Origin of the sequence: Arthrobacter sp. SO3 (genome assembly GCF_020532825.1) — a bacterium.
Lineage (GTDB): Bacteria > Actinomycetota > Actinomycetes > Actinomycetales > Micrococcaceae > Arthrobacter.
Map to the genome: position 1 here is coordinate 2451 of NZ_MQTS01000190.1, position 1711 is coordinate 4161.

Annotated in this window: 3 protein-coding genes; 2 read left to right on the plus strand and 1 reads right to left on the minus strand. The window is 70.3% G+C overall.

All coding sequences use genetic code 11. The features are described 5' to 3' along the window. Both BJQ90_RS17960 and BJQ90_RS17965 read left to right on the plus strand, forming a co-directional pair. The coding region (locus BJQ90_RS17960; RefSeq protein WP_226761567.1) for a formylglycine-generating enzyme family protein at positions 1–341 on the plus strand (341 nt) is incomplete at its 5' end. A gap of 359 nt (positions 342–700) precedes the next feature. Next, on the plus strand, positions 701–922 hold the full coding sequence (locus tag BJQ90_RS17965) for a hypothetical protein (protein ID WP_226761568.1): 222 nt from the start codon (positions 701–703) through the stop codon (positions 920–922). An 80-nt stretch (positions 923–1002) separates the two neighbouring features. On the opposite strand, the gene BJQ90_RS17970 is transcribed toward BJQ90_RS17965, so the two are convergent. Next, entirely contained in the window at positions 1003–1650 is a 648-nt protein-coding gene (locus BJQ90_RS17970) for an acVLRF1 family peptidyl-tRNA hydrolase (RefSeq protein ID WP_226761570.1), read from the minus strand. Positions 1651–1711 lie beyond the last annotated feature (61 nt).

Consider the following 1711-nt stretch of genomic DNA (forward strand, 5'->3'; position numbering starts at 1 on the left):
TGGCCGGAAACGTGTGGGAGTGGACCAGCGACTGGTACCAACAGCACGACGCCGGCGACGGATGCTGCGCCCCGGTCGACTCCCGGGGCGGTAATCGCGACGCGAGCCTTGACCCGCGGCGGGCCCCGGTGCCCCGCAAGGTCGTCAAAGGCGGCTCGTTCCTCTGCGCCGACAGCTACTGCCAGCGCTACCGGCCCGCCGCCCGCCGCCCGCAGATGATCGACACTGGGATGAGCCACATCGGATTCCGCTGCGCGGCGCCCTGGCTGCGGCAGGCTTTCACAACCGATGAACGGAAGCCCTATGGGGTGAAGCGGTTCACGATCGGCATTGTTGGTTGAGACGTAGATCACGTCCGCGCACTCCGACAGAAGGACAACGATGTCTGCCGCCACCACTGAACTGCTGCCCGCCGAAGAGCCCTCCGCCAGCCAGGCCGGACTGCCCCCGTACTCCCATGAACTCGCCTGGCCGGACGGTCTGGCCCCGTTCAAGGTCGTCGACGACGGCAGCCAGGGCGATCCCTACGCGCACTACGAGTGGATGCGCGAGCACGCCCCGGTCCTGCGCGCAGCGTCGCCGGTATCGGATGTCTGGTTCATCTCCCGCTACGACGACGTCCGCAAAGCCATGCGCGCCCCCAAGGTGTTCTCCTCCCAGGTCGTTGACCCGGTGCCGCTGACCTTCCTGACCCTGTTCGATGCACCGAACCACACCCGGCTTCGCCAGGTCATCCTGCGCGACCTGCCACGTCTTCCTGGCGACAGAGGTCTTCGACACCCTGGCCGAACGCAGCGAGGACGAACTGGAACTTCTGGTCGAGGCCGAGGGCTACCAGGAGTGCGGATCGCGGCTCTCCTGCCAACTCGACTTCAGCCAGGAACTCAACGGGGTTACCGTCACCCTGGCACCCGAAGAGTAGCCGCAGGGCGCCCGGCAGCCGGACAGCGAAGTGGCCGCCGTTCCATTCGCAGAGATTGGGGGATGGAACGGCGGCCGCTGCTACGCCGGCGGGTCCGTGACCAGGATCCGCACCGCGCACAGATCCGCGGCGGCTTTCTGCAGGACCGCGGCGCGCGGATCCGGGACGTCCAGGAAAGCCAGCCTCGGCCGTGCCGCGTACTGCTTCAGCACCGGTTCGGCGAGGACCTGCTCGGCCAGGGTCCGGTCGCCGCCGGGCGCCAGGTACTCAATCCGGTGATCCGCGAAGATCCGCGCGGCGTGGTCCGCCACGGCCTCCACCAGGGCATCGGCCTGGTTCGCGCGCCGCCGGGCGAAGCGCTGCTGGGACCAGCCGCCCGCTGCCGTCCGGGACTGGACATGCCGGGTGCCGGTTTTCGACGCGAGCACGGCCCCGCCGCTGACCACGGCCACCGAGTAGCCACCCCGGCGGACCAGCACGGCCCCGACACGCCGGGGCTGCCCGGCGAGCGACGCGAGCCGGGACACCGCGTCCGTGCCGTGCCCGGGACGGCCCTCCGCCGGCCAGGGCGCCTGCAGCAGGGCCACTGCCCCGTCCGCCGCACGGAGCTGCAGCCCGGCGTCGAGCTCCTCTTCGGTCAAGGCGCCGTGGCTCGCCGCGAAGCGCTCCACCCAGCCCGGCAGCCGGGCGCCGGAGACGAACGCCACGCGGGTTTCGGTGCTTGCCATGGCGCGGGTCTCCATTGTGAGGGTGTCGGGGCGGGCGGGAACTAGAAGTAGCCTATCTATG

What these genes read in the sequence shown, in the direction of transcription:
- BJQ90_RS17965 (WP_226761568.1), top strand. Translation starts at nt 701, where the DNA reads ATGCACCGAACCACACCCGGCTTCGCCAGGTCATCCTGCGCGACCTGC.
- BJQ90_RS17970 (WP_226761570.1), bottom strand. Translation starts at nt 1,650, where the DNA reads ATGGCAAGCACCGAAACCCGCGTGGCGTTCGTCTCCGGCGCCCGGCTG.